Raw genomic sequence first — 22,884 nt, 5'->3', positions numbered from 1 at the left:
GCCCTTCGTTGATTAGAAGCCGTTCTTCCCCGGTATCCAGTTGGTGCCGGCCAGCGGCACGCCGGCCATGGCGGCTGCCTCGATCGTCAGTGCAACGAGGTCCTCGGGTTCGAGATTGTGCAGGCTGTTCTTGCCGCAGGCGCGGGCGATGGTCTGGGCCTCGAGCGTCATCACCTTGAGGTAGTTCGCCAGCCGACGGCCGGCGGCCACCGGATCGACCCGCTTCATCAGTTCCGGGTCCTGCGTGGTGATGCCGGCCGGGTCGCGACCCTCATGCCAGTCGTCATAGGCGCCGGCCGTCGTGCCGAGTTCGTTGTACTCCGCCTCCCAGCGCGGATCATTGTCGCCGAGCGCGACAAGCGCTGCCGTGCCGATCGAGACCGCATCGACGCCCAATGCGAGCGCCTTGGCGACATCGGCGCCGTTGCGGATGCCGCCCGAGACGATCAGCTGCACCTTGCGGTGCATGCCGAGATCCTGCAGCGCCTGTACCGCCGGCCTGATGCAGGCAAGCGTCGGCTGGCCGACATTTTCGATGAACACTTCCTGGGTTGCCGCGGTGCCGCCCTGCATGCCGTCGACCACGACGACATCGGCGCCGGCCTTCACCGCAAGCGCTGTATCGTAATAGGGCCGGGCGCCGCCGACCTTGACGTAGATCGGTTTTTCCCAGTCGGTGATTTCGCGCAATTCCAGGATCTTGATCTCGAGATCGTCCGGGCCCGTCCAGTCGGGGTGGCGCGAGGCCGAACGCTGGTCGATGCCTTTGGGCAGCGTGCGCATCTCGGCGACGCGATCGGAAATCTTCTGGCCAAGCAGCATGCCGCCGCCGCCCGGCTTGGCGCCTTGGCCGACCACGACTTCGATCGCGTCGGCGCGACGCAGGTCGCGCAGGTTCATGCCGTAACGCGACGGCAGATATTGATAGACCAGCTGCTTGGAATGGCCGCGCTCCTCCTCGGTCATGCCGCCGTCGCCGGTCGTGGTCGAGGTGCCGGACAGTGTTGCGCCGCGCCCGAGCGCCTCCTTGGCTGGACCCGACAGCGAGCCGAAGCTCATGCCGGCGATGGTGATCGGGATTTTCAGTTCGATCGGCTTCTTGGCATGACGCGAACCCAGCACCACGCTGGTGTCGCAGCGTTCGCGATAGCCTTCGAGCGGATAGCGCGAGATCGAGGCGCCAAGGAACAGGAGATCGTCGAAATGCGGCAGCTTGCGCTTGGCGCCGGCGCCACGGATGTCATAGATGCCGGTCGCCGCGGCGCGGCGGATTTCGGAAAGCGTGTAGTCGTCGAAGGTCGCGGATTTGCGCGGCGTCGTCGGCGGGTTGCGATAGGTCATGCTGCCTCAATACGCGTCGGCGTTGTCGATATTGAAATTGTAGAGGGTGCGCGCCGAGCCATAGCGCTTGAACTCAGACGGCTTGACGCCGGTGATGCCGGCGCGGTCGAGCAGCCCCTGCAGCAATTGCAGATGTTCGGGCCGCATCTCCTTGGCGATGCAGTCGGCGCCCAGGCTGCCGACGTTGCCGCGCACGAACAGGCGCGCCTCGTAGATGGAATCGCCCAGCGCGTCGCCGGCATCGCCCAGCACCACCAGATTGCCTGATTGTGCCATGAAGGCCGACATGTGGCCGATATTGCCATGCACGACGATGTCGATGCCCTTCATCGAGATGCCGCAGCGCGACGAGGCGTTGCCCTCGATGACCAGCAGGCCACCCTTGCCGGTGGCGCCGGCATACTGGCTGGCATCGCCCTTGATGGTGATCGAGCCCGACATCATGTTCTCGCCGACGCCGGGGCCGGCCGAGCCATGCACGGTGATGGCGCTGCCGGAGTTCATACCGCCGCAATAGTAGCCGACGCTGCCGCGCACATCGATGGTGACAGGCTGATCGACGCCGACGGCGACGGAATGGCTGCCTTTCGGGTTCAACACTTCCCAGGCGGTCTCGTTCGAGCCGGGAGCCAGATTGTGCAGCGCCTGGTTGAGCTCGCGCAGCGACATCTGGTCGAGGTCGAACACCCGAGAGGCGTGGTCGCTCGCCGCCGTCTTTGAAAGGTTAATTGCCGGCATGAATTCAATGCTCCCAGAAATAGACGGTTGCGGGTTCCGGTTCCCAGACCCTCGCATTGTCTATGCCGGGCAGTTTGGTCAGCGCGCGATATTCCGAACCGAAGGCGACATACTGGTCGGTCTCGGCCATCACGGCGGGCTTGCAGGCGATCGGATCGCGTACCACGCCAAAGCCGTTCTTGGTGCCGACGACGAAGGTGAAGAAGCCGTCGAGGTCGGAGAGCGTGCCCTCCAGCGCCTCGCCCAGGTTCTTGCCATGCGCCATCTGCGATGAGAGATAGGCGGCCGCCACCTCGGTATCGTTCTCGGTCTCGAATTTCATGCCTTCGCGGATCAGCTCGCGGCGGACATTGTTGTGGTTGGACAGCGAGCCATTGTGCACCAGGCACTGGTCGGCGCCGGTCGAGAATGGGTGCGCGCCCATCGTCGTCACCGCCGATTCCGTCGCCATGCGGGTGTGGCCGATGCCATGCGTGCCGGTCATCTTGCGGACGTCGAAGCGGTCGACGACCGCTTCCGGCAGGCCGACTTCCTTGTAGATCTCGACGACGTCGCCGGCGCCCATGATGCGAATATCGGGACGCAGGGCCTGGATGGCCTCGCGTGCTTGGTCGATCTTGGCGGGCTCGGTCCTGACGACGGCGTGAGTCGATTTCACGGCGATTTTCACCGGCGCGCCGATAGCCTTGGCAAGGTCGGCTTCAAGGCCGCGGAAATCGTGTTCCGGCTTGGCTGACTGGATGGTGATCTTGGCCTCGTTGCCTGACGGCGCGCCATAGATTGCAATGCCTGCGCTGTCGGGGCCGCGATCACTGAGCGAGACCAGCATTTCCGACAGCATGGCGCCGAGCTTCGGCTCCAGCGCCTTGTCCTTCAAGAAAAGTCCGACGATTCCGCACATGTCAGCCTCCCGACGTTTGTGGCTCCGAAATGATGTATCGAATGAATGTCCTAAATTCAATCGTATGAAAAAAATTTTCCTCTAGTTACATATGCGGCGCAATGCCGCCTTGTGGGTCATCGCCTCTGTCGCGGGTCTTGTGAACCCAAAGCGCATGGCGGACCCGGGCGAGCTTGTAGGCGTCGAGGATGGACAGCGCGTAGATCAGGACACCGCCGGCATGGCGGCCGATGAAGCTGGCGTCGGGCGGCGCGATCTTGGCGGTCACCCACGCCAGGATCACCATGAAGAAGAGAAACTGCAGGCCACGCACCGGCACGCCGAGAATGACATGTCCACTTGCCGGCAACAGGATTGCGGCGCCGAGAACAAGGTAGGGATTGGTCGGGGCGGAAATGGTGGTGGAGTCGGTCATGCGGCCTGCCGTTCATGTCTGTTGATGGCATCGCGAAGCGCCGACATCGACACCAGCAGCCTTTCGATCAGCGCCGGATCGAGTGCCGTGCCGCCAAATTCGGCTTGCCGGAAAACACCGTAACGGGCCCGCTCGGCCTCGGCCAGCAGCCAGACGATGCGCACCCCGTTCGGCGTGATCAGCAATTCCTTGGCGCGTCCTTCGGTGAAGATCTCGATATGGCTGGCGATGAGGCTCTGCGGAAAACGCGCGCCTCTCTTGTCGGTGCGCAGGATTGCCTCGGCTGGAAATCCAGGAGCCTTGGGCAGCGTATGCTCGAGGTGATCGAAATTGGAGAACGTCGTCGGCGAGCCCGGCCGCATCATCATGTCGAAAATGGCTGGAACCGCGACCATTTCTGTGAGCGAGACGCTGAGCCAGCGCGCCGGCAGCTTTCTTGTCGCCAGCGTATCGACAATGGTGCGCAGCTGAACGCGCTGGCCGTTCCACGAGCCTTCCCAGGTGATGACGCCGACGGTGCCGTCCGAGACATTGGCCGCGTCGGCAATGACGGCGCGAACGCGGGCCTCTTCGCCGGCGAGGGTCGCTAAATCTCTCTTGCGGCTGCGGCGCGCCAGCCACGCAAGGTGAAGGACGAGAGCCAGGACAATTACCCCGGCGAGCAGTGCTGACGTCACCTCGGACATGTTGTCATGCCAGGTCCGCCCGGGATCCGGACGGACCTTCTCCCATCAATAGCCCTGCGGTTTTGGCCACGGCATGGTGAACTGTTCGCCGCGCCGCACGAATTTGTAGCGGTAGAAATGGAACCACAGCGAGATCAGGAAGTAGAAGGCGACCATAGCGATCAGCTGCGAGCCGAAGCCGAGGAAGATGGCGAAGAAGGTCACCACGCACAGGCAGAACAGCACGATCGCCGGCAGCGGGTGGAAGGGGTGGGTGTAGCCGCGGCGGATCGAGCCCAGCGGCCACTTCTTGCGGAACATCATGATGTTGATGCTCATGAAAGTGTATTGCAGCACACCCGACAGGATCGAGAAGGTGATCGCCTGGTTGAGGTCGGCGATGAAGGCGAAGGCCAGCGCGATCGGCAGCAGGAACAGGATCGAACGGTAGGGTGTGCGGTATTTCGGATGCACGGCCGAGAACCAGCTCGGCAGATAGCGGTCGCGGCCAAGCGAGAACCACGCGCGGGCAGCATCGTTGATACAACCGTTGGCCGATGCCAGCGCTGCAAGCAGCGTGGCGACGAACAACAGGTTTTCCAGCAGCGGGCTGCCGGTCAGCTTGCCCGCGTCCCATAGCGGGTAATAGGTGATGCCGAGATATTCCCAGGGCATCAGCGAGGCGCAGACATACCAGGTCATGGCGGCCGCGATCAGAAGCGTGATCATGCCGGCCATGGTTCCGTAGGGCAGCGAGCGGGCTGGCGAGCGCACTTCCTCGGCGGCCTGCGTCGTGCCTTCGATGCCGAGATAATACCAGATGCCGAACTGGAAGGCGGCGATGACGCCGATCCAGCCATAGGGCAGCGCATTGCCGGGGGTGACCAGCTCGTTGAGCTTCAGCACGGCGCCTTGCGTCCACGGGCTGACCGAGAAGAACAGGATGACGATCGAGATATAGGCGATCGCCGTGATGACGAAATTGACGTTGAGCGTCATCAGCACGCCGCGGTAGTTCAGCCATGCCAGCACCACGATGGTGGCGGCGATGAAGGAATTGTGGGTGAGCCCTTCGACGCCGGCCTTGGCGACGATGGTGTCGCCAAGCAGGATGGCATCGGACACTTCCAGCATCGTATAGGCAAAGACCAGGAACAGCGCGACGTTGAAGGCCATCAGCGGTCCGACGATGTGCTTGGCCTGCGCATACTGGCCGCCGGCGGCGGCGACCGTCGACGTCACCTCGGAATCGATCATGGCGACCGAGGTGTAGAGCAACCCGACCACCCAGCAGACGATCAGGGCTGCCAGCGCGCCGCCCTTGTCGGCGGAGAAGTTCCAGCCGGTGAATTCGCCGACCAGGACGATGCCGACGCCGAGCGCCCAGACATGGGCCGGGCCGAGTACCCTCAGCAGCGATACCCGGTCGCCGTGAATGGTGGTGGTGATGGTATTCTCAACCGCGGCGGTCATCGATCAATCCCCACTCAGATACGGTGTTTTTCGGAGACGGCTTCAAGCTCGCCTTCGCGCGACGAGGTCAGAACGTCCTCGGAGTAGGTCGTATCGACCTTGAACCAGTCGTAAAGCATCCACAGCGCGAGCACGATCGAGATGCCCCAGCATGCGTAAGAGAGTGCCACCCACATGATCGTGCCCCCGATTGCTCGTCGTCGAAACTTTTATTTGTCGTCGAACTTCTCGTTGATGACATCGCGATATTCGCGGTCGGATGCCCGGAACAAGAACACGAAATAGCCGATCAGGACCGCTGCCATGACGATCAGCGTCGGCCAGTCGATGATGTAGTGGAAGCGGTTCTGGATGATGTCGTGCGCGGTCTCCGGCGTATAGCCGAGCTTTTCCCAGATTGAAGCCATGGTCGGATTCTGGCCGAGCGCTTCCCATGTCTTGGCGTCGAGCGCGTCGATGGATTTCGCGGCACCGGCAAGGCCGAGCTTCAGCGGCAGCCACAAGGCCACGAAGATGGCGACCACAACGACGGCGATATCGAAGACTTGCCCGGCCTTGCTCTGCTCCGGCGGCGTGTAGCGCGGCATGTTCTTGATCCTCAGGAGTTGCTGTTGCGGGCCGCGTCGGCGTTCTTGATGTCGAGCCCGTAGATGAATTCCTTGTCTTCCTTGTAGTGTTTGACCATCGCCAGGATGGCGGCCGTGTTGAAGATCAGCACGGCGGCGGCGGCAATCGCGACGACGGCCTTGATGCCGCCGTGCGGAATGTATGGCCATGTCATGAAAAGGACGAAGAGGATCGTCGCCCATAGGCAGATGATCAGTAGCGCGGATCCGCGCAAGTCGGAACGATACAGCGCCTCGATGCGCGGCTGCAGGTCTGACATCGGTTTTCCCCTTTTTCCGGCGAACGGTCTCCAATTCCTCCGCGCGCCGCTCTCTTTCAAGAGAGTGAAATTTTTTTCATAAATTCAGGCCGATTTCCGCAATTGTCAAGACGAATTTACGCAGAGTTAACCGTTTGGTTGGGTCGGTCGATTTTGCCTGACAATGAAATTATTTGCATTCAGGGGATTGCGGCTCTCCCGCGTTTGCGGTCAATATTCAACCCAAAGCTCCGGCCTCCGCGCCAAGGAGCAGGGAACAATGGATTTTTGAACGGAGGACGAGCGGATGACGGCATCCTGGAGATTTTCGACCCTGGCGGATCGCCATCGCGCGCTGGGTTCGAAGCTCGAAGACTGGAGCGGCATGGGGACCGCCTGGACCTACGACAAGGACGCCGACGAGGAATACATCGCCATCCGCACCAAGGCTGGGCTGATGGATGTGTCGGGCCTCAAGAAGGTCCACATCACCGGGCCGCACGCCTCGCATCTTATCGATCTTGCCACCACGCGCGATGTCGAAAAGATCTATCCCGGCAAATCGGCCTATGCCTGCATGCTGAACGAGGCGGGAAAATTCACCGACGACTGCATCCTCTACCGTACCGGTCCGAACGCCTGGATGGTGGTGCACGGCTCGGGCACTGGCCATGAGGAATTGCAGCGCGCCGCGATGGGCAGGGACGTGTCGTTGCGCTTCGACGACAATCTGCATGATTTGTCGCTGCAAGGGCCGGCCGCGGTCGACTATCTCGCCAAGCATGTTCCGGGCATCCGTGATCTCAACTACTTCCATCACATGCAGACGCAGCTGTTCGGTTTTCCGGTGATGATTTCCCGCACCGGCTACACCGGCGAGCGCGGCTACGAGATCTTCTGCCGTGGCCAGGATGCGGGCACGATCTGGGACAGGATCCTCGAGGAGGGCAAGAGCGCCGGCATCATTCCCTGCCGCTTCACCACGCTCGACATGCTGCGGGTGGAAAGTTATCTGCTCTTCTACCCCTACGACAATTCGCAAAAATACCCGTTCGAGAACGAGGGCCCCGGCGATACGCTGTGGGAACTCGGCCTCGACTTTACCGTCAGCCCCGGCAAAACCGGTTTTCGCGGCGCCGAGGAGCACTATCGCCTGAAGGGCAGGGAGCGCTTCAAGATCTATGGCGTGCTGCTCGACGGCAAGGAGCCGGCGGATGAGGGCGCGCCGGTCTACCGCGACGGCAAAAAGGTCGGCGTGGTGACCTGCGCCATGTATTCGCCGCTGGTCGAGAAATCGATGGGCATCGCCCGCCTCGATGTCGACTGCGCCGTCAAGGACACCAGGCTCGAAATCCGCAACAAGAGCGGATCGATCAAGGCGACGGCGCAGCCATTGCCGTTCGATGATCCCAAGAAGACCAAGCGCACGGCGAAAGGCTGAGGCATCAACAGCGAGGGGTTCGAGGCACGAAGACGTAAATGGCAGCCAAAAGCATCATCAGCCGGCCGGTCTACGGAACGCTTTCTCCGCAGCCCGGCAAGCACCATCTTTTCATCGCCGATGCCGAAGGGGCGCTCGCTATTTCAGACATGGCCGCAAGAGCCCCGGCCGGGTTTTTCGACGATGCCGAGATCGTCTTCATCCCCGGTCCCAATGGCAAGCACGTCGCCGCCCTCGAGGCGCTGAAGCCGGCGAAGTTTCACCAGGCGCCGTCCTTCGCCAGCCTGCTGCCGAGGCTCAGGCATACCTTGGCCAACGCCCATATGGGCCTGCGCCTCTACCTCGCCGGCACCGAAGGCCTGATCGGCCAGGCGATGCAGGTGGCGCTGGAAGCCGGCATCGATCACACTTCGATGCAAACAGAACATCGCGGCTCGCTGGCACGGCGCATGCAGTGCGTCCATTGCAAGGGCATCACTGAGAATGTGACGACGCAGCCGGCAACCTGCGCGCATTGCGGCCTGCTGCTTCTGGTGCGCGATCATTATTCCCGGCGCCTCGCCGCCTTCCAGGGCGTCTGCATCAATGCCGAGGATCGCTCGGAAATTCCTCCAATGGAGGAGGCTTTCCCATGAGCACCGGCACCACCAAGCTCGATGTCGTGGTCAGCGATGTCGTCCCGGTCAACGACCTCGTCACCCGTTTTCATTTCCGGCGGCGCGACGGTGAATTGCTGCCGACCTTCTCCGGCGGCGCCCATGTCGTGGTCGAGATGCGCGATGGCGAGCGCACAAGGCTCAATCCCTATTCGCTGATGGGCTCGCCGCTCGACACACGCGAGTACACGATCTCGGTGCGCCGCGACGATGTCGGCCGTGGCGGCTCGCTGTTCATGCACCGCAATGTCAGGCCGGGCCTGGAGATGGTGATCAGCTATCCCGTCAACTTGTTCTCGCTCGACCTCAGGGCGAAGAAGCATCTGATGCTGGCCGGTGGCATCGGCATCACGCCGTTCATGGCGCAGACCGCGCAACTGGCGGGGGAGGGCGGCAATTTCGAGCTGCACTACACCTGCCGCACCGCCTCGCTCGGCACCTATGCCGATGTCCTGCAGCAGCGCTACGGTCGCAGGGTCCAGCTCTATCATGACGACCGCGAGGAGCGCATCGATCTCGACCGGCTCTTGTCCTCGCAGCCGCTCGGCACGCATCTCTACGTCTGTGGCCCGGCCGGCATGATAAACTGGGTGCGCGACCGCGCGGCAAGCCTGGGCTGGCCGTCGGAGACCGTGCATTTCGAGCATTTCGCGGCACCCCAGCCCGGCTTGCCCTTCGATGTGACCCTGGCCGTCAGCGGCAAGGCGATCCGGGTCGGCGAGCAGCAGAGCCTCTTGGAAGCAATCGAGGCGGCCGGCGTCGATCCGCCCTATCTCTGCCGCGGCGGCGTCTGCGGCCAGTGCGAAACCAATGTCATCTCATCCGACGGCAAGTTCATCCACAACGACCACTGGCTGAGCGAGGAAGACCACCGTTCCGGCTGCAAGATCATGCCGTGCGTGTCGCGCTTCGAGGGCAAATCGCTGGTCCTGGAAAGATAGGAGGCGAAGATGGGCATCACCTTTCGCAAGGAAACGTTCCGCGACGACTTCACCTTCAAGAACAGCCCTGAGCACATCAGGCGGTTCCCGTTCCCGTTCCACGAAGACAGCTACATGTACGCCGTCAACATCGAGCCGCATGTCGTGGGTCCGAAGGGCAGCGTGCTGGAGAACCTGATCGACGTCGACGAGCACTATGTCGCCGAGATGGAGGACCGCGCGCTGGTGCTGGCCGAGGATCCGCTGCGCTGCCAATCGCTGCCGCACATGACGCTCGCCGGCTGGGACCTGCTGGAACTCCTGATGGAGCAGCAGGCGCTGGGCTATCCCGAACATTTCACGCTGACCCGCGACGGCGACCGCTGGCGCTGGATCAACCGGCCGCTCGGCATCGACGACACCTTCACCTTCGGCGACACCTCGACCTTGCCTTACGGACCGATGGAATACATCACCCGCCAGAGCCAGGGCGATTTCTGCATCCTCGACCAGCGCGACGGCAATCTGTGGATGGATGCCGGCATGGTCACCACCCAGGCCGATTGGTCGCTCGACTTCGACATCGGCATGAATTTCTTCGAGTGGCACGCGCCGGTGCCGCTGGCGCACGAGAAAGGGATTTTCGTCAGGGCGCTGAAGTTTCTCACCAACATCCAGCAGGGCAAGCCGGCAAGGCGGCTGAACTGGACGATGACCATCAATCCGCGCCTCGACACCAGCCCGGAGAACTACCACAAATGGGGTCCGGACCGGGCGACGGTGACGCCGGAGAATGTCGGCGACAAGGTGCATCTGCGGGTTGAGTTGCAAAGCTTCTGGCGCCTGCCACGCTCGAACGGCATCGTCTTCCCGATCCGCTGCTATCTGATCAAGATGGACGAGTTGGTGACACAGCCGAAATGGGCACGCCGCCTGCACCGCGTCATCCGCGAGCTGCCCGATGAACTGGCCAACTACAAGGGCCTGACGCGGTATAGGCCGACGCTGGTGGAGTGGCTGTCAAAGCTGGATGATGGGAGCCCGACGAGCGCGGGGTTTGGCCCGGATTGAATAACTGATGTCGGCGCTGCCCCAAATCAGCCAATCTCCCCCCAAGAGGGGGAGATGCCCGGCAGGGCAGAGGGGGGCGCCGTAGAGCGCCGGCCCTGCCCAATGTCCCGCTTCCGCGATGCTCACGACGCGTCGCTTAGCCCAGCCACAATCACGACGTGCTGGCAGACATTGTCGATATCGCGAATGACATCGTCGTTCCAGAAGCGCAGGACCGTCCAGCCAAGCGCTTCAAACTTGGCGGTTCTTACAGCGTCCGATTCCGACGTTTCCGCCTGGCCATGCTGGACCCATCAAGCTCGATGATCAGCTTTTTATCCGGGCATGCAAAATCGGCGATATGGCCAGCGATAGGCATCTGGCGCCGAAACCCCAGTCCCATCAGCCTGTGTGCCCTGATCGCGTTCCAAAGCTTGAGTTCGGCATCGGTCATCACCTTGCGCATCCTGCGTGAATTGCGGCGATTGTTGGCGGACACCAGATTATGCGTCATCGCGGTTCGCCCCCCTCTGTCCTGCCGGACATCTCCCCCTCAAGGGGGGAGATCGAATGTCACTTCGGCCTTCGCCAACCGTCAATGCTGCAAAAGAGACCGTCGCGAGCCGCCGATCCTCCCGGGACCATGGGAAGATCGAGCTCCGCTCAACCCGCGCTCTGTGGATAGCAAATAATCGACAGGTACCGCATCGGCAGCTTCGTCAGCTGCTCCGGCCCATGCGGCGCATCGGCGTCGAAGAACAGGCTGTCGCCGGGTTTCATCGGGTAGAGGTTGCTGCCGTGCCGGTACACGACTTCGCCCTCCAGCATGTAGAGGAACTCCATGCCCTCGTGCTGGAAGGTCGGGAACACATCGGAATCCTCGGTCAGCGTGATCAGATAGGGCTCGACGACGACGCCGCTGGTGTTGGAGCCGATATGGCCGAGCAGATTGTACTGGTGGCCGGCGCGGGTGCCGCGGCGCTCGACGTCCAACCCCTGGCCGGCCTTGACGAAGACCGCACTGCGCTCCTCCTCGAAGCGGCGGAAGAAGGCTGTCACCGGAACGCCGAGCGCGCGTGACAGCGCCTGCAAGGTGGTCAGTGACGGCGAGGTGATGCCGTTCTCGATCTTCGACAGCATGCCGAGCGAAATGTCGGTGGCGACCGCCAGATCGGCGACCGTGATGCCAAGCTTCTTGCGGAACGCCCGCACCTCGCGGCCGATCGCCACCTCCAGCACTTTCTCGCGGGTGTCGCGAATGGCATGCGGGTTTTGCGTCAGCGGCGCCCGGATGGTCTTGCCGTCCGCCGAAACCTTGGGCGACGGTTTTGCCTTTACGGGTCCTGGACCGGCCTTGGAATCGGAAATTGTCTTCGCCATCTCGCCCCCCGAACCAGAAGATTCATTTCACTCAAGGTGAACATGTCAGGTGCCGATACAGGAGCGCAACCGCGACGGCAAGCCATCTTATGTCGCACGCGCCAGTCCGGCGATCGCGGCCGCCGCAAGTTTTTCGCCAGGAATCCATTGTGCGCAAATGCAGTTCCCGCAGATGTCTGTTGACAGCACCGAAGCGCCAATTACTGTCCTGTCAGTGAAATTTGTTTCGCTGGGGAAATCAAGAAGAGGAGGCCCGGAATGAACACTCGCGTTGCCGTCATCGGAGCCGGCCCGTCCGGTCTGGCCCAGCTCAGGGCCTTCAAATCGGCTGAAGACAAGGGCGCCGACATTCCCGAGATCGTCTGCTTCGAAAAGCAGTCCGACTGGGGCGGCCTGTGGAACTACACTTGGCGCACCGGCCTCGACGAGCATGGCGATCCGGTGCACGGCTCGATGTACCGCTACCTCTGGTCGAACGGACCGAAGGAGTGCCTGGAGTTCGCCGACTACACTTTCGAGGAGCATTTCGGCCGGCCGATCGGCTCCTATCCGCCGCGCGCCGTGCTCTGGGACTACATCAAGGGCCGCGTCGAGAAGTCGGGCCTGCGCAAATGGGTGCGCTTCAACAGCCCGGTGCGCATGGTGACGTTCTCGGACGAGACCAAGAAATTCACCGTCACCGCGCATGACCGCACCAACGACGTCACCTATTCGGAAGAGTTCGACAATGTCGTCGTCGCCTCCGGGCATTTCTCGGTGCCCAATGTCCCGTATTTCGAAGGCTTCTCCACCTTCAACGGCCGCATCCTGCATAGCCACGATTTCCGCGACGCCATGGAATTCAAGGGCAAGGACATCCTGATCATCGGCCGCTCCTATTCGGCCGAGGACATCGGTTCGCAATGCTACAAATATGGCGCGAAATCGATTACCTCCAGCTACCGCTCCAAGCCGATGGGCTTCAAATGGCCGGAGAATTGGAAAGAAGTGCCGCTCTTACAGAAGGTCGTCGGCAAGACCGCACATTTCAAGGACGGCTCGACCAAGGATGTCGACGCCATCATTCTTTGCACCGGCTACCTGCATTCCTTCCCGTTCCTGACCGACGATCTGAAGCTCAAGACCGCCAACCGCATGTGGCCGCTCGACCTCTATGAAGGCGTCGTCTGGGAGAAGAACCCGCAACTCTCCTACATCGGCATGCAGGACCAGTTCTACACCTTCAACATGTTCGACGCGCAGGCCTGGTTCGCCCGCGACGTCATCATGGGCCGTATCAAGCTGCCGTCGGCCGAGGCGATGGCCGAGCACGGCGCCAAATGGCGGGCGCGAGAGGAGACGCTCGAAGACGCCGAGCAGATGATCTGGTTCCAGGGCGACTACACCAAGGAGCTGATGGACCAGACCGATTATCCGGGCTTCGATGTCGAGGCGGTCAACCAGACCTTCATGGAATGGGAGCACCACAAGGCGGAGAACATCATGGGCTTCCGCGACCACGCCTACCGCTCGCTGATGACCGGCACCATGGCACCGCTGCACCATACGCCTTGGCTGCAGGCGCTGGACGATTCGATGGAGAGCTATCTCGAGGTGAAAGGCGTCGCGGCCGAGTAGTGGCCCCAGGAGGCTTTGGCGTCAGCTTGGCACAATGACCCAGCCGTGGCGGCGCTTGTCGTAGACTGACTTTGTCGGCGCCGGGAAGGACGGATCGGCGAAACAGCCGACGGCCACGGCGACCGCCTCCGGTTTTCGTGACGGATACCAGAACACGGTAGACCCGCACGTTCCGCAGAAATGGAAGCTGATCGGGAAGCCGCTGTCGGAATCGCGTTGGAATGTCTTCGATTGGCCCCGGATCTCGGTCGCCGCGGCGTCGAAGAAGGCCGCGATGCCAAACGGGCTGCCGGTCCGCCGCTGACAGTCGAGGCAATGGCAAAGCGACACCAGGATCGGCTCTTGCGGGCAATGTATCTGCAATTGTCCGCAGGTGCAGCTGGCTACCCTGCTGGTCATTCTCTTCTCTCCTTTTGGCGGTATTGGCGGTTGAGTATTACCCCAGTCTCGCCCGTGCCTTCGCCGTCCAGGCATTGAACAGCCGGTCGGCGACGATGCCGATGAAGGCGATGGCGAGGCCGGCGACGATGCCGCGGCCGGAATCGGCCTTCGACAGCGCGATGAACACCTCCTGGCCGAGGTCGCGGGTGCCGACCATGGCGCAGATGATGATCATCGCCAGCGCCATCAGGATCGTCTGGTTGACGCCGAGCATGATTTCGGGAAGCGCGAGCGGCAATTGCACACGGAAAAACGTCTGGCGCGGCGTGCAGCCCGAAACCTTGGCCGCCTCGATCAGCGCCGGCGGCACTTGCCTGATGCCGTGATTGGTGTAGCGGATGGCCGGCACCACGGCGAAAGCGATCGTGGCGATCATCGCGGTGACGTCGCCGACGCGGAACAGCATCACCACCGGGATGATGAAGCAGAAGGACGGCAGCACCTGCAGCGTGTCGATGACGGGCGTGACGATCTTCTCGAAGCGGTCGCTGCGCGCGGCCATCAGGCCGATCGGAATGCCGATCAGGCAGGCGATGAAGGCCGAGATGCCGCAAAGATAGACCGTTGCCATGGTCTTCTCCCACAGGCCTGTGACCGCGCAGAAAGCGGTCAGCGCTGCGACCAGGGCAGCCAGCCTCAAACCTGAAAGCTGATAGCCGGCAAGGCCGAGCAGCAATACCGCACCCAGCCACGGAAAGCCTTCGCAGAAGGCGCGCACCGGGTTCAGCACATTGAGGATCAGCGCCACGCGAAACGCTTCGATCGTGTCGAAGAAGTTGATGGTGACCCAGTTCACCGCCGCCTTCCACAACGGCGCCGTGGTGAAGGTGATCGCCTTCGGCACCGCCGCGAAGGCCGGCACGAACAGGCCGATCAGCGTGGTGACGGCAAGGATGGCGATGGCCAGGGTCAGATTGGGATAGCGCCGCCAGAAGCTCGGGCCCGCCTGCTGATGGATATTGCCCTTTGCCTGCTTGTGGGCGATGGCCTGGCTCAGCCGGTCGAGCGCGATGGCCAGTGCGACGATCGCGAGGCCGGCTTCCATCGCCTCGCCGACCTTCAGGGCGCGCAACGCCAGGAGCACGTCGTAGCCGAGGCCGCCGGCGCCGATCATCGAGGCGATGATCACCATGTTGAGCGCCAGCATGATCACCTGATTGACGCCGACCATCAGCGTCGGCCGTGCCGAGGGCAACAGCACGCGCCACAGTTTCTGCCGCGCCGTGCAGCCGGCCATCTCGCTGAAATCGTCGATCTCGGACGGCACCCGCGACAGGCCCAGCATCGTCGCCCTCACCATCGGCGGCGTGGCGAAGATAGCGGTGGCGATCATCGCGGACACCGGGCTGTTGCCGAACAGTAGCAGCATCGGGATGAGGTAGGCGAAGGTCGGGATGGTCTGCATCAGGTCCAGGGCAGGGGAGACGATGAGCCTCTCGGCCCATGGCTTGCGCCACGCCCAGATGCCTGCGAACAGCCCGGTCACGATGCAGAACGGCACGGCGATGGAGATCAGCGCCAGCGTCAGCATGGCGCTGGTCCATTGGCCGAACAGCGCGATGTAAAGAAAGCAGCCGCCGACCAGCAGCCCGAGTTTTCTGCCGCCGGCGGCATGCCCGGCGATGAAGGCGGCAGCACACACGCCAATCCAGGACAGCCGCGGCAGCACAGAGACGTCCGCGCCATGGCCGATTTTGAAACTCTTGGCGAGGAGATTGAGCGCGAAGTCGAGCGGCACGCCGAGCACGGCGGTGATCGAGCGGGTCAGCCACGACAGGTTCGACTTGATCCAGCGCATCAGAGCGCTGACCCAGTCGGCGACCGGCACGATGGCGCTGGCCGGGTAATTCACAGCCCAGGGCAGGTTGTCCTGCAGCAGGAACAGCACCAGCACGGCGGCCAGCGCGAGCGCCCAGATCGCCAGCCACCGCTGAACGGGCAGCCTTGCCTCGCTGGCGCTTGCCGTGACGGTCATCCGCCGACCCCGGAACGCTCGATGCCGGCCAGCAGCTCGATCACCGCTTGCGGCGTCACTTCGCCGATCGGTTTGCCGGTGCCGTTGACCACCGCGAACGGCTTGCCGGAGGACACGATGTCGGCCGAGAAGCTGGCGATCTTGGCTTCCGGCGCAACCGTGCCGCCGTGCTCCGATCCATCGCAGGCGCGCATCAGGCCGCGGGCCGAAATCACCTTGGCACGGTCGACGTCGCGCGTGAACTCGGCGACGTAGTCGGTTGCCGGATTGACCACCAGCTCCTCCGGCGTGCCGATCTGGATAACCTCGCCGTCCTTCATGATGGCAATGCGGTCGGCCAGCCGGATGGCTTCATCGAAATCATGGGTGATAAAGACGATGGTCTTATGCAGCATGGTCTGCAGCCGCATCAGCTCATCCTGCATCTCGCGGCGGATCAGCGGATCGAGTGCGGAGAACGGCTCGTCGAGGAACCAGATTTCCGGTTTTGTCGCGAGACTCCGGGCGATGCCGACACGCTGCTGCTGGCCGCCGGAAAGCTCGCGCGGATAGAAATGCTCGCGGCCGCGCAGACCGACGAGCTCGATCACCTCTCGGGCCCGCGCCTCGCGCGTCGCCCGATCCTGCCCCTGGATGCTCAAGGGAAAGGCGATGTTGTCGAGCACGTTGAGATGCGGCAGCAGCGCGAAATTCTGGAACACCATGCCCATGCGATGGCGCCTGAGCTCGATGAGGGCCGCGTCGGAAATCTTGAGCAGGTCCTTGCCCTCGAATTCGACCTTGCCATGGGTCGGCTCGACCAGCCTCGACATGCAGCGCACCAGCGTCGACTTGCCGGAGCCGGACAGGCCCATGATGATGAAGATCTCGCCTTGGCGGATCTCGAGATCGACGGCGCGCACCGCGCCGACCAGGCCGGCGGCAGTGACGTCGGCCATGCTGGCTTTGCCGTCGCGCTCGCGGATGAAATTGGCCGCGTTCGCCCCGAACAGTTTCCAGACATTGCGACAGGCAAGTTTTACCGGGCGGCCATCCGTACCCGGTTGAACCGCCCCCTGTTCAGTCCCATCCGTCATCCAATCGTCCTTCTGGAACATCGACCATGGAGGCCCGGCCGATCGGACGGCCGGGTCTCCTTCCAGTCGGAACGGTCACTGCGCCCAGGCTTTCCAATCTGACTCATGGGCCGCGATCCAGGCGGCGGCGACATCTTCCGGCGTCTTGCCGTCGAGGTCGATCTCGCCGCTCATCTTGTTGAGCTCGTCGGTGTCGACCGTGTAGGCCTTGGCCACCTTGTAGGCGACCGGCCATTTGTCCTTCATGCCGGACCAGGAGTATTTCCAGATCTCGCCATGCGGCTTGCCGCAGTCATATTTGGCGTCCGGGTTCACGCCCCATTTCGGGTCGTTGTAGCATTCGGGCGTGTATTCGGGGAATTGCACCCACTCGCCCTTGTACTTGGCCGGTGCCCAATGTGGTGAATATATCCACAGCATGATCGGCGCCTTGCGCTGATAGGCTGAATCGAGTTCCGCGAACATCGCCGCATCGGTGCCGGCGTGGATGACGGTGAAGGGCAGCTTCAACGCCTCGACGCGTTCGTCGTCAAAGCCTTCCCAAGTCACCGGGCCGCCGAGATAACGGCCCTTCGGCGCGGTCTCTGCCGTCGAGAAGGCCTCGGCGCATTTCGGGTCCTTCAGCGCTTCCCAGTTGGGCAGGCCGGGGCATTTCTCCTTCATGTATTCGGGGAACCACCACTCTTCCTTGGCCTTCGGACCGAGCTTGCCGAGCCGTTCGGTCTGGCCGGTCGCATCGGAGGCCTTCATGGCCTCGCCGGCGGTCGTGTCCCAGAACTCCAGGCCGACATCGAGGTCGCCATTGGTGAGACCGGTGGTGAGGCTGGAGAGGTAGTCAGCCGTCGGATATTCGACGGTGTAGCCGAGCTTTTCGAGAATGCCGCCAAGGATCTTGGCGTTGAGGTTGACGCTGGTCCAGTCGAACAGCGCGATCTTGATCGGGTCGTTGGATTCCGGTGCCGCGGCTTTGGCGGAAGGCGTCAGTAGGCTCAGCGTCGCCAGCGCCACGGCGCCCAGCGATAGTTTCGAAATTCTACTGCGAAGTGACATGCTTGTTCTCCTTCAAGCTGTGACGGTTATCGTTCGTTCCCTTCTTGCGTCTTTTTCTGCCGTTCTGGGTCTTTCCCTGATTGTGTTGGAAAGACCTGTCGTTGCGCAAGGCCGTTGCCGCTCTGACGCGGCCAAAGCCGGCGCAGGCGAGATTGTGCTGAATTGGGGGTGATGAAATATGCCGGGAGGGTCAGCGTCATGGCTGCCGACGGATCGCTTCGGGAGCGATCACCTGCGGATCAATTGCCACTCCTGCGGCGCCCTGCACGGTGCAAGCCATCAAGGTTCCATGATCTCGGCTGTCGGCGCGGCAAGCCCCTTCTCGCCACGGCCGTTTCATAGGATGAAATTATATATACCAACGTTCATCGCGCGCAACGACTAAGGCTTCGCGAGATGCATAAATTCAGACTGCAGGCGAAGACCGACCTGACCGCCGGGCATTCCTACCAGCAGACGTAGCCGCCATCGACGATCAGGTCGAGGCCGGTGACGAAGCTCGATGCGCGACTGGCCAGGAACACTGTCGGCCCGACCATTTCCTCTGGTGTCGCCATTCGACCCATGGGCGTGTCCCGCTTGAAGATCTTGATCTCTTCAGCGACCTCCGGCCGCTTGTTCATGGGCGTCAGCGTGTAGCCCGGGCTGACGGCATTGACGCGCAGGCCGCGATCAGCCCACTCCATGGCGAGGCTCTTCGACATGTGGATGACGGCGGCTTTCGAGGAATTGTAATGCGCCTGCGTCAGCCCGCGATTGACGATGGTGCCCGACATCGAGGCGATGTTGATGATCGAGCCCTTGCGCCGCGTCAGCATCTTGCGCGCCTCGGCCTGGCAGGACAGGAACACGCCGGCGACATTGACCTCGTGCACCTTCCGCCACGTCTCCAGCGACAGTGTTTCGGCAGGTTCGGAACCGGCAATGCCGGCATTGTTGACCGCAACCGTCAGCGCACCGAGTTCAGCCTCGACACGATCGATCGCGGCTGCGAGGTCGCTCTCCGATGTCACCGTGCCGGTCAATACCAGCGCCCTGCGGCCAAGTGCGGTGATCCGCTGCGCTGTTTCGTCCAGCCCGCCCTTCGACGCATGGCCGAAACAGGCGACGTCGGCGCCGGCCTCGGCCAGTCCGATCGCGATTGCCTGGCCTATGCCGCTGCCCGCGCCAGTAACCAGTGCGACATCGCCGTCCAGTTTGAAAAGATCCATCATACCCCTCCCTGCTCAGGGAAGGTATGCGTTGTACCATGCTTCGATCAAGCGTCCTGTGGGCCCAAGCGGGTTGCAGTTCGCAAGGCTCAGAAATATCCGTCCGAAGCAGCCGTGGCCTCCTTCGGGATTTCGACGCCGTCGACCAGGATCTTGTCGACCAGTTCGTGGTGGAAGCAGACCAGCCCCTTGATGCGCTCGGCCTCGTGCACCGGCTCCGGATAATACCAGACCATGTTCTCGTGCCGCTTCTTGCCGGTCGTCACGTGATAGTAGTTGGAGAGGCCCTTGTAGGGGCAGCGTGAGATGTAGCGGCTGGGCGCGAACATATCGAGCCGCGTGTCGGAGATCGGCAGGTAGTGGCGCACCGGATGGCCGGTCTCGAACAGGAACACGCCACGGCGTGAATCGGCGACCTGTTCGCCGTCGAGGATGACCTGCACCCGTCGCGAGGAGGGCAGGCAGTCGACGCGGCGGAACGGATCGCGGGCGTGCACGAAGATTTCTTCGTCCTCCTCATACCAATGCGTCATCTTGGGCCAGTAGAAGGACATGTAATCCGACAGCAGCGGCGATCCCTTGACCGGGTCGAGGTAGCGCCAGGCGGCATCCTCGACCAGCGTGATACCGGTATTGAGCGAATAGTGCGTCGCCACACCCTTGAACGGGCTCTCGGTCGTCGTCGTGCTGGGCAGCAGGAACTCCTCGCGCACGTCGCTCAGCGGGAAGTAGTAGACCGGCAAATGGTCGCTCTCGTAGAGCACCAGCGCCTTGGTCGTGTCGGCGACGATCATCGATCCGACCTGCACGCGCAGCCGCTTCTGCATCGGCATGGTGAAGGCGACGTAGCCCGGCTCGAACTCATACTGCACGATGGTGTCGAGCAAGGGGAAATGCGGTCCGCGACCGCGCAAATGAGGCTTGCGAATGGTAGTCTCCCGTCTTCTTGTCTTGGCGGCCGCGCGGTTGGACACGGACGTCAGCCTATGGATACTCGATCGAGCAGCAGCCCGGCGGCGATCGGCGGCAGGCCGCTGACATTCTTGCGCACCGGCACCAGCAGGTCGGGGAAGTAGCTGAAGATGACCGGCGTCTCGTCGAGCAGCAGCTTCTGGATGTCGGATGCCGCCGCGCGCTGTGCGCCGATGTCCAGCGCCTTCAAGTAACTGGTGATCATGCCGTCATAGGCCGGGCTCTTGAAATGCGCCGCGTTCCACGGGCCGTCGCTGACCAGCGGGCTCTTGAGGAACACATTCGGCACGCTGCGATGTGCGTAGTCGGTGATCCCCAGCGGGCTGTCCAGCCAGTCCGATTGGCCGAACACCGCCTTGCCGTAATATTTGTCCTGGTCCTCGATGTTGAGCGCGATGCGGGCGCCGATCTCCTTGGCGAAGTTCTGGAACAGCTGCGCGTAGCCCGGAATGTCGGAATAGCGCAGCGTCGTCAGCGTGACGTCGAAACCGCCAGCGAGACCCGCCGCCTCCATGAGCTGCTTGGCCTTGGCGATGTCCTGGACACGCTGCGGCACAGATTTGTCTGTCGCGGGGAAGGCCGGCGCGAACGGGCTGTCATTGCCGGTCGCCGCCATGCCGCGGCACAGGCCGTCGACCAGCTTGGAACGGTCGATGCTGAGCGCCAGCGCCTGGCGCACGCGCTTGTCGGTGAACGGGCCGGTGTCGCAGCGCATGTGGAGCTGGCGATGCGCGGTCGAGGCGACACGCAGCACGGTGATGTCGGGACTGTTCAGCACGACCTGGCTGACATCGAGCGGCACCGCGTCGAGGATGTCCACCTCGCCGGCCTGAAGCGCCAGGATGCGCGGCTGCACGTCGCCGTAGAATTTGAACTCGAGCCGGTCTGGCAGCGCCTTCTCGCCCCAATAATCGGGGTTGCGCACGAAGGTCGCGCCGACCTTCGGCGTGTAGCTCTCCATCCGGAACGGGCCGGTGCCTTCAAAGGTCTTCTCGTAGTCGCCCTTGTAGCTCGCCGGCAGGATGACGGCGTTGTAATTGTCGATCGACACCGAATAGGGAAAGCTGCCGTTCGGCGCGTCGAGATGGAAAGCGACGGTGTGGTCGTCGACCTTCTGCGTGCCGCCCTTCGACAGCAGGCCCTTGAAAACCGAAAGCGCGTTCGAGGCACCATTGGGATCGGCCAGCCGGTCGAAGGTCGCGACGACGTCGTCGGCCTTGAAGTCCTCGCCATTGTGAAATTTCACGCCCTTGCGCAGCTTGAAGGTCCACACGCTGCCGTCTTCGTTCGGCGACCAGCTTTCCGCCAGCACCGGCTTCAGGGTGAGATCCGGCTGCGTGATGCAGAGAAATTCGGCGGTCTGGAAAACCAGCTGGTAGCTGCCGCTGTCATAGTAGGTGACAGGATCGATGGCGCCGCCGGGCGTGGCCACGCCGGCGCGCACCGTGCCGCCCGGCTTGCCCTCGGCGCGGGCTTTCTGCGTGCCGAGGCCGGCAGCGGCGACGAGGCTGCCCAGGAACGGCAGGGAGAGGCCGAGAACGCTGCCATGGTGCATGAAATCGCGTCGGTCCAGCCTGCCTGCCAGCAATTCGTCAACAGCGGAATTTTCGATTGCTGTCAGGTTTTTGCGAGCGGCGTCGATCGTCATGAAATGCTTCGGCATGGCTGCATTCCTCGCTTGCCCTTGGGGGATCGGCCATTTAGGTCATTGTTGACCGCAGCCGGAAAGCGATATTTTTTGATGGGGTCCATCGAAATTTTCGATGCAGGAGCAAAGCCATGGATACCGAAAACCTGCGCAGTTTCCTGGAGGTTGCCGAACATGGCAGCTTCACCGTCGCCGCCAATCGGCTGAACCTCGCCCAGTCGACCGTCAGCGCGCGGATCAGGGGGCTGGAGGAGCAGTTGGGGCGCCGGCTTTTCGTGCGCGATCGCGATGGCGTCACGCTGACGCCCGCCGGCCGGCAGTTCCTGCCGCATGCTTCCTCGATCACCCGCACCTGGGAGCAATCGCGGCAGGACATCGCCGTTCCCGATGGTTATGAGACATTGCTGCGGCTGACCGCACCCGCCTATTTGTGGGATTCGATCACCTCGCCATGGGTCGAGTGGATGCGCGCCAAGCGGCCGAACGTGGCGCTGCGGCTCGAAGGCAGTTTCCCGGATCTGGCGATCGACCAGCTGGCGGAAGGCCTGCTCGACATCTGCATTCTCTATCTGCCCCGGCCGCATCCCGGCATCGTCTATGAAACGCTTGCCGTCGATCAGGTCGTGCTGGTCCAGCATGCCGCGCAGACGAAGCCGTGGACCGAGAACTACATCCTGATGGACTGGGGCTTGGAATTCCGCATCGAACACGACCGCGCCTTCGCCGGCATGGTCAAGCCCGCCATTTCGGCCGGGCTGGTCTTCATCGGGCTGCAGCATGTGCTGTCGCGGCAAGCAGCCGCCTATCTCCCGCTCAGTGCCGTCAGCGGCCATATCGAACGTGGCGAGATGCGGCGCATCGACAACACGCCGGTGTTCCAGCGGCCGATCTATCTTGCCTATCCCTCCAACCCGGTCTCCTCGGATGTCCTGGATGTCGCGTTGACCGGGCTGCGCTCGCTGGCCAAGGACTGGACCAGCGATCAGGGTTTCTCGGAAGGCGACCGCTCCTTCAGCATGGCCGGCCGGATGTGACCGGCCAGGCAATCA

At 62.7% G+C, this 22,884-nt stretch carries 23 protein-coding genes and 1 pseudogene; 6 read left to right on the top strand and 18 right to left on the bottom strand.

Annotated features, from left to right (window positions below):
• Positions 1 to 12: 12 nt before the first annotated feature.
• The 9 genes from MESOP_RS28345 to MESOP_RS28305 all read right to left on the bottom strand — a co-directional run bounded on the left by MESOP_RS28345 (position 13) and on the right by MESOP_RS28305 (position 6,419).
• The gene (locus MESOP_RS28345; RefSeq protein WP_010914750.1) at positions 13 to 1,341 is read right to left on the bottom strand and encodes an FMN-binding glutamate synthase family protein; all 1,329 of its coding nucleotides are present in this window, start codon (positions 1,339 to 1,341) and stop codon (positions 13 to 15) included.
• A 6-nt stretch (positions 1,342 to 1,347) separates the two neighbouring features.
• A complete protein-coding gene (locus MESOP_RS28340; protein WP_013896782.1) occupies positions 1,348 to 2,079 on the bottom strand; it encodes a GltB/FmdC/FwdC-like GXGXG domain-containing protein in 732 nt (243 codons plus the stop codon).
• Between the two features lie 4 nt (positions 2,080 to 2,083).
• Positions 2,084 to 2,980 carry a class II glutamine amidotransferase gene (locus MESOP_RS28335; protein ID WP_013896781.1) on the bottom strand — a complete coding sequence of 299 codons (897 nt, stop codon included), beginning with the start codon at positions 2,978 to 2,980 and terminating at the stop codon, positions 2,084 to 2,086.
• 85 nt (positions 2,981 to 3,065) lie between these two features.
• Complete coding sequence (locus MESOP_RS28330) at positions 3,066 to 3,395, bottom strand: hypothetical protein (protein WP_013896780.1); 330 nt, start codon at positions 3,393 to 3,395, stop codon at positions 3,066 to 3,068.
• Entirely contained in the window at positions 3,392 to 4,081 is a 690-nt protein-coding gene (locus MESOP_RS28325) for a hypothetical protein (RefSeq protein ID WP_013896779.1), read from the bottom strand. The genes MESOP_RS28330 and MESOP_RS28325 overlap by 4 nt, the downstream gene beginning before the upstream one ends.
• 45 nt (positions 4,082 to 4,126) lie before the next feature.
• Entirely contained in the window at positions 4,127 to 5,533 is a 1,407-nt protein-coding gene (locus tag MESOP_RS28320; RefSeq protein WP_013896778.1) for an APC family permease, read from the bottom strand.
• 14 nt (positions 5,534 to 5,547) lie between these two features.
• On the bottom strand, positions 5,548 to 5,709 hold the full coding sequence (locus tag MESOP_RS34170; RefSeq protein ID WP_013896777.1) for a hypothetical protein: 162 nt from the start codon (positions 5,707 to 5,709) through the stop codon (positions 5,548 to 5,550).
• A 33-nt stretch (positions 5,710 to 5,742) separates the two neighbouring features.
• A complete protein-coding gene (locus MESOP_RS28310) occupies positions 5,743 to 6,120 on the bottom strand; it encodes a hypothetical protein (protein ID WP_013896776.1) in 378 nt (125 codons plus the stop codon).
• Positions 6,121 to 6,131: 11 nt separating this feature from the next.
• Positions 6,132 to 6,419, bottom strand: a complete 288-nt coding sequence (locus MESOP_RS28305) for a hypothetical protein (RefSeq protein WP_013896775.1) — start codon at positions 6,417 to 6,419, stop codon at positions 6,132 to 6,134.
• Between the two features lie 286 nt (positions 6,420 to 6,705).
• On the opposite strand from MESOP_RS28305, the gene MESOP_RS28300 reads away from it, so the two are divergent.
• The 4 genes from MESOP_RS28300 to MESOP_RS28285 are packed head-to-tail and all read left to right on the top strand — an operon-like array spanning position 6,706 to position 10,486.
• Positions 6,706 to 7,839 (top strand): aminomethyl transferase family protein, encoded by a 1,134-nt coding sequence (locus MESOP_RS28300; RefSeq protein ID WP_013896774.1) that lies wholly within the window; start codon positions 6,706 to 6,708, stop codon positions 7,837 to 7,839.
• 38 nt (positions 7,840 to 7,877) lie between these two features.
• Positions 7,878 to 8,474, top strand: a complete 597-nt coding sequence (locus MESOP_RS28295) for a dimethylamine monooxygenase subunit DmmA family protein (RefSeq protein WP_013896773.1) — start codon at positions 7,878 to 7,880, stop codon at positions 8,472 to 8,474.
• Positions 8,471 to 9,436 carry a PDR/VanB family oxidoreductase gene (locus MESOP_RS28290; RefSeq protein ID WP_013896772.1) on the top strand — a complete coding sequence of 322 codons (966 nt, stop codon included), beginning with the start codon at positions 8,471 to 8,473 and terminating at the stop codon, positions 9,434 to 9,436. Before MESOP_RS28295 ends, MESOP_RS28290 begins: the two co-directional genes overlap by 4 nt.
• A 9-nt stretch (positions 9,437 to 9,445) precedes the next feature.
• Positions 9,446 to 10,486: a heme-dependent oxidative N-demethylase family protein gene (locus MESOP_RS28285; RefSeq protein WP_013896771.1), complete on the top strand. Its 1,041-nt coding sequence runs from the start codon at positions 9,446 to 9,448 to the stop codon at positions 10,484 to 10,486.
• A gap of 122 nt (positions 10,487 to 10,608) precedes the next feature.
• On the opposite strand, the pseudogene MESOP_RS28280 reads toward MESOP_RS28285, so the two are convergent.
• Both MESOP_RS28280 and MESOP_RS28275 read right to left on the bottom strand, forming a co-directional pair.
• A pseudogene (locus tag MESOP_RS28280) lies at positions 10,609 to 10,979 on the bottom strand (endonuclease domain-containing protein).
• A 149-nt stretch (positions 10,980 to 11,128) separates the two neighbouring features.
• The gene (locus MESOP_RS28275) at positions 11,129 to 11,845 is read right to left on the bottom strand and encodes a helix-turn-helix domain-containing protein (RefSeq protein ID WP_013896770.1); all 717 of its coding nucleotides are present in this window, start codon (positions 11,843 to 11,845) and stop codon (positions 11,129 to 11,131) included.
• A 258-nt stretch (positions 11,846 to 12,103) separates the two neighbouring features.
• Between MESOP_RS28275 and MESOP_RS28270 the strand changes: the two genes are divergently transcribed.
• Positions 12,104 to 13,462, top strand: coding sequence for an NAD(P)-binding domain-containing protein (locus MESOP_RS28270; protein WP_013896769.1), 1,359 nt, complete (start codon positions 12,104 to 12,106; stop codon positions 13,460 to 13,462).
• A gap of 21 nt (positions 13,463 to 13,483) precedes the next feature.
• On the opposite strand, the gene MESOP_RS28265 is transcribed toward MESOP_RS28270, so the two are convergent.
• From MESOP_RS28265 to MESOP_RS28235, 7 genes are all read right to left on the bottom strand, one after another.
• Complete coding sequence (locus MESOP_RS28265) at positions 13,484 to 13,861, bottom strand: GFA family protein (RefSeq protein ID WP_013896768.1); 378 nt, start codon at positions 13,859 to 13,861, stop codon at positions 13,484 to 13,486.
• A gap of 37 nt (positions 13,862 to 13,898) precedes the next feature.
• Positions 13,899 to 15,878, bottom strand: coding sequence for an ABC transporter permease (locus tag MESOP_RS28260; protein ID WP_013896767.1), 1,980 nt, complete (start codon positions 15,876 to 15,878; stop codon positions 13,899 to 13,901).
• The gene (locus tag MESOP_RS28255) at positions 15,875 to 16,954 is read right to left on the bottom strand and encodes a quaternary amine ABC transporter ATP-binding protein (protein WP_013896766.1); all 1,080 of its coding nucleotides are present in this window, start codon (positions 16,952 to 16,954) and stop codon (positions 15,875 to 15,877) included. The genes MESOP_RS28260 and MESOP_RS28255 overlap by 4 nt, the downstream gene beginning before the upstream one ends.
• Positions 16,955 to 17,029: 75 nt before the next feature.
• Positions 17,030 to 18,004: an ABC transporter substrate-binding protein gene (locus MESOP_RS28250; protein ID WP_013896765.1), complete on the bottom strand. Its 975-nt coding sequence runs from the start codon at positions 18,002 to 18,004 to the stop codon at positions 17,030 to 17,032.
• A 446-nt stretch (positions 18,005 to 18,450) separates the two neighbouring features.
• Complete coding sequence (locus tag MESOP_RS28245; protein ID WP_013896764.1) at positions 18,451 to 19,215, bottom strand: SDR family oxidoreductase; 765 nt, start codon at positions 19,213 to 19,215, stop codon at positions 18,451 to 18,453.
• A gap of 89 nt (positions 19,216 to 19,304) precedes the next feature.
• Complete coding sequence (locus tag MESOP_RS28240; protein ID WP_174324786.1) at positions 19,305 to 20,102, bottom strand: DUF427 domain-containing protein; 798 nt, start codon at positions 20,100 to 20,102, stop codon at positions 19,305 to 19,307.
• Positions 20,103 to 20,194: 92 nt separating this feature from the next.
• Positions 20,195 to 21,850, bottom strand: a complete 1,656-nt coding sequence (locus MESOP_RS28235; RefSeq protein WP_013896762.1) for an ABC transporter substrate-binding protein — start codon at positions 21,848 to 21,850, stop codon at positions 20,195 to 20,197.
• Between the two features lie 116 nt (positions 21,851 to 21,966).
• On the opposite strand from MESOP_RS28235, the gene MESOP_RS28230 reads away from it, so the two are divergent.
• Positions 21,967 to 22,869 carry a LysR family transcriptional regulator gene (locus MESOP_RS28230; RefSeq protein ID WP_013896761.1) on the top strand — a complete coding sequence of 301 codons (903 nt, stop codon included), beginning with the start codon at positions 21,967 to 21,969 and terminating at the stop codon, positions 22,867 to 22,869.
• Positions 22,870 to 22,884: the final 15 nt, after the last annotated feature.

This window comes from Mesorhizobium opportunistum WSM2075 (assembly GCF_000176035.2).
Classification (GTDB): Bacteria; Pseudomonadota; Alphaproteobacteria; order Rhizobiales; family Rhizobiaceae; genus Mesorhizobium; species Mesorhizobium opportunistum.
The sequence above is the reverse complement of the archived record's forward strand: the minus strand, read 5'-3'. Positions and strand labels throughout refer to the sequence as shown.